At 42.0% G+C, this 2,767-nt stretch carries 5 protein-coding genes; 2 read left to right on the top strand and 3 right to left on the bottom strand.

The window, feature by feature from the left end; genetic code table 11:
* Positions 1–520 precede the first annotated feature (520 nt).
* Together ACEN2G_RS14165 and mazF are read left to right on the top strand one after the other, a co-directional pair.
* Positions 521–751 carry an AbrB/MazE/SpoVT family DNA-binding domain-containing protein gene (locus ACEN2G_RS14165; protein WP_442022644.1) on the top strand — a complete coding sequence of 77 codons (231 nt, stop codon included), beginning with the start codon at positions 521–523 and terminating at the stop codon, positions 749–751.
* Positions 748–1,083 (top strand): endoribonuclease MazF, encoded by a 336-nt coding sequence (gene mazF, locus ACEN2G_RS14160; RefSeq protein WP_442022642.1) that lies wholly within the window; start codon positions 748–750, stop codon positions 1,081–1,083. The genes ACEN2G_RS14165 and mazF overlap by 4 nt, the downstream gene beginning before the upstream one ends.
* A 60-nt stretch (positions 1,084–1,143) precedes the next feature.
* On the opposite strand, the gene ACEN2G_RS14155 is transcribed toward mazF, so the two are convergent.
* The 3 genes from ACEN2G_RS14155 to ACEN2G_RS14145 all read right to left on the bottom strand — a co-directional run.
* Complete coding sequence (locus ACEN2G_RS14155) at positions 1,144–1,545, bottom strand: putative signal transducing protein (RefSeq protein WP_442022640.1); 402 nt, start codon at positions 1,543–1,545, stop codon at positions 1,144–1,146.
* A 145-nt stretch (positions 1,546–1,690) separates the two neighbouring features.
* On the bottom strand, positions 1,691–2,152 hold the full coding sequence (locus ACEN2G_RS14150; protein ID WP_442022638.1) for a hypothetical protein: 462 nt from the start codon (positions 2,150–2,152) through the stop codon (positions 1,691–1,693).
* Positions 2,153–2,307: 155 nt separating this feature from the next.
* The coding region (locus ACEN2G_RS14145; RefSeq protein ID WP_442022636.1) for a hypothetical protein at positions 2,308–2,767 on the bottom strand (460 nt) is incomplete at its 5' end.

Raw genomic sequence — 2,767 nt, 5'->3', positions numbered from 1 at the left:
AATTTACGCTTGGTTCGGTATTGCATACACTTCCTCACTCTGAAGAAGTGTCTACTTATTCGGGGCCATTCCACAAAGAACTCACTTCTGGCACGGCTTGAAATCACGCCAGGCTTTAAGATAGGCTTCTGCCCTACCGCTGGCCAATATTGAATGAAGTACACCGAATGTTCAACGAAGTGCCCAGCTGAGATTTTAATATTGAGATCCAAGGCCAAGTACCTTGCTCGATTCTCCAACAGGCGATGCCGGTGTTACTCTTTTGCTCCACCCTTTCAGCCAGCACAATTCGGCGATAAGTCTACAAATTGACCTCGCGTTGACGGATTACTGACTCATAACGCCCGCATTTGCGGCTGGTTTGGAGCGCAGCGGAAAACCACCGCCGACAACATGTGCTTGTTGTATGTTTGCACTCCGGTATTCCATTTTTTATGCGGAGAGTAGCTTTACATTGACAGCGCTTTTATCGTAGCTACAATGTATATACTTAATCCGGTGAACTTAATCGAGGTCATCTATGACTACATCAATTGCAAAGTGGGGCAATAGCGCAGCCCTTAGACTACCTAAGAACATACTAGACGCACTATCTTTGAACATCGGAGACAAAGTGAATGTCGTTCAAAGAGGTAACTCTGTTGTCATTGAACCTTGCAAACCCTCGTTAGAGGACTTGCTGGCTCAAGTTACCTCACAAAACCGCCATCAGGAAATATTCACCGACCAAGTTGGACGTGAACTTCTATGAGCAACGCACCAAATGTGGGAGATATTGTAATCGTAGACTTTGATCCCCAAGCAGATCATGAGCAGGCTGGTAAGCGTCCCGCTCTAGTATTAAGCTCTTTTCAGTTCAACAAAGTCACCGGCTTTGCTTGGCTTTGCCCTGTTACAAATCAAGAGAAAGGGTACCCTTTCGAAGTGAAAATTCAAGGAACCAAAAAAACAGAAGGAGTCGTTCTTACCGATCAACTTAAATCTCTGGATTGGTCGGCAAGAAAACTGCGCAAAGTAGATAAAGTAAATGCCCAATGCTTATCGGAAGTGAAAACTTTAGTATCAACCATCTTAAACATATAACGCCACCAACACAGGCGAGCGTCAGCGAGTCCAGCTTGCTGGCGTTTGTGATTGGCCTTGTTATGTCTCTGTGAAGTAGCCACAGTCGGAACATTTAAAACCATGTTTATGAAAGAACAAAGGAAACCCTATAACGATAAACAGCAAATAGGCTGGAACCCTTCCTTTGGTATGAAGCTCGATATTTTTACTGCCACAGTTTTGACATGTTTCAATATTAGAACCACATTCAGCATCCACTGCTAATGAGAAATTATTTGTCAAAAGAGCGATTGCCGCGCTTTCATGTTCCCTGGCGACTAACACTCGAACACCACCCATAGCATTAGAGTATAACCATTGCATATTTATCGTATGTTCATCTGCGACAAATGCAGGGATACCCGCACTGCTTAATGCCGCTTTAGCAATATTCGCGTCCAGAGGAAATGAATAACTCGCAATTACTATAAGATTACTCATAACTCTCCACGTAGACATAACGCCACCAACACAGGCGAGCGTCAGCGAGTCCAGCCAGCTTGCTGGCGTTTGTGATTGGCCTTGTTATGACTTTCAAGAAAACAACTAACATCGGTGGCCTGTTAGCTGATACCGCGAAAATGCTTCATTGCGGATAGACGTTTGACTTATTGCACGTTTCTAGTTCTTTTGACAGTGCATACAATGAAGCAACCTGAACATTTTCCATTCGCTCTTTTCCAGATTCTAAGTCTTCGGAAATTAACTCCTTTAGTCTTTCGTTGAAACTCACACTTGTCTCATCACTAAAATAACTTCTTGCAATTAAACTATCACTTCTTATTTTAGAAACTTTATCAAAGAGAACGTCTTCATTTTCAGCCATATATAGTGTGGGCATTACGCGGGACATTTCTCTAAGAAGTTCATTCATAGATTTACATCTAGCAACAAAGTGCTGTCTCTTCATCTCAAGCGATCGAGATTCTAGTTTTAAAACTTCTAACTCATAAGAATTAGAGTTAGAAAAATATGTGGTAGATATTGCTGCTAGTGCAGAAACAAGTGATGCAAAAATTGCAGAGGTTGCAGTCCATTTATGTTCCAAGGTTTACTCCCTTTTCGTATAACGTTGCGGTAAACGGCAGAATTTAAGTAGGTTTTTTGTGGAAACATTTTACGAAGTAAAACCACAAAAAAGCTACTTAAATTCTGTCCAGTGGAGCGAAGCGGAACGATGTTTGACCGCCTTGTTATGCTTTTTTAATTACTGCGATATCTGCCAAACCTTGCAATTTCTTGATGAATTTCCATTACCCAGTTTAAGTCTAGGTCATATAAATGGAATAAACCCTTTCCGAAATAATTGATTGGATTTTCAAGAATGTTAAACCAATCAATTCTTTCAATACTTCCCCATGAGCCAACAACTAATAGAGCCTCATTTTCAGGAGAAATATTTTTACTACCAAGCCAATTAGTAAGCCTTTCAAAATATTTTTGATTTTCAACCGAGGCGATAACCCACTCACTTGTTTCATCGCAACCCTTGTCCCAAGTGATGTTGTACGACTTGTAGCCGACTAGCTTTCTTATGTGCCTGATTCGTAGATCAGAACTTCGAAGGTTGCTCATAACTTTCCATGCATAACGCCGCCAACACAGGCGAGCGTCAGCGAGTCCAGCCAGCTTGCTGGCGTTTGTGATTGGCCTTGTTATGAGC

It is taken from the genome of Oceanisphaera sp. W20_SRM_FM3 (assembly GCF_052119705.1).
Classification (GTDB): Bacteria; Pseudomonadota; Gammaproteobacteria; order Enterobacterales; family Aeromonadaceae; genus Oceanimonas.
This window is presented reverse-complemented; position numbering and strand designations above follow the sequence as displayed.

What these genes read in the sequence shown, in the direction of transcription:
- ACEN2G_RS14165 (WP_442022644.1), top strand. Translation starts at nt 521, where the DNA reads ATGACTACATCAATTGCAAAGTGGGGCAATAGCGCAGCCCTTAGACTA.
- mazF (WP_442022642.1), top strand. Translation starts at nt 748, where the DNA reads ATGAGCAACGCACCAAATGTGGGAGATATTGTAATCGTAGACTTTGAT.
- ACEN2G_RS14155 (WP_442022640.1), bottom strand. Translation starts at nt 1,545, where the DNA reads ATGAGTAATCTTATAGTAATTGCGAGTTATTCATTTCCTCTGGACGCG.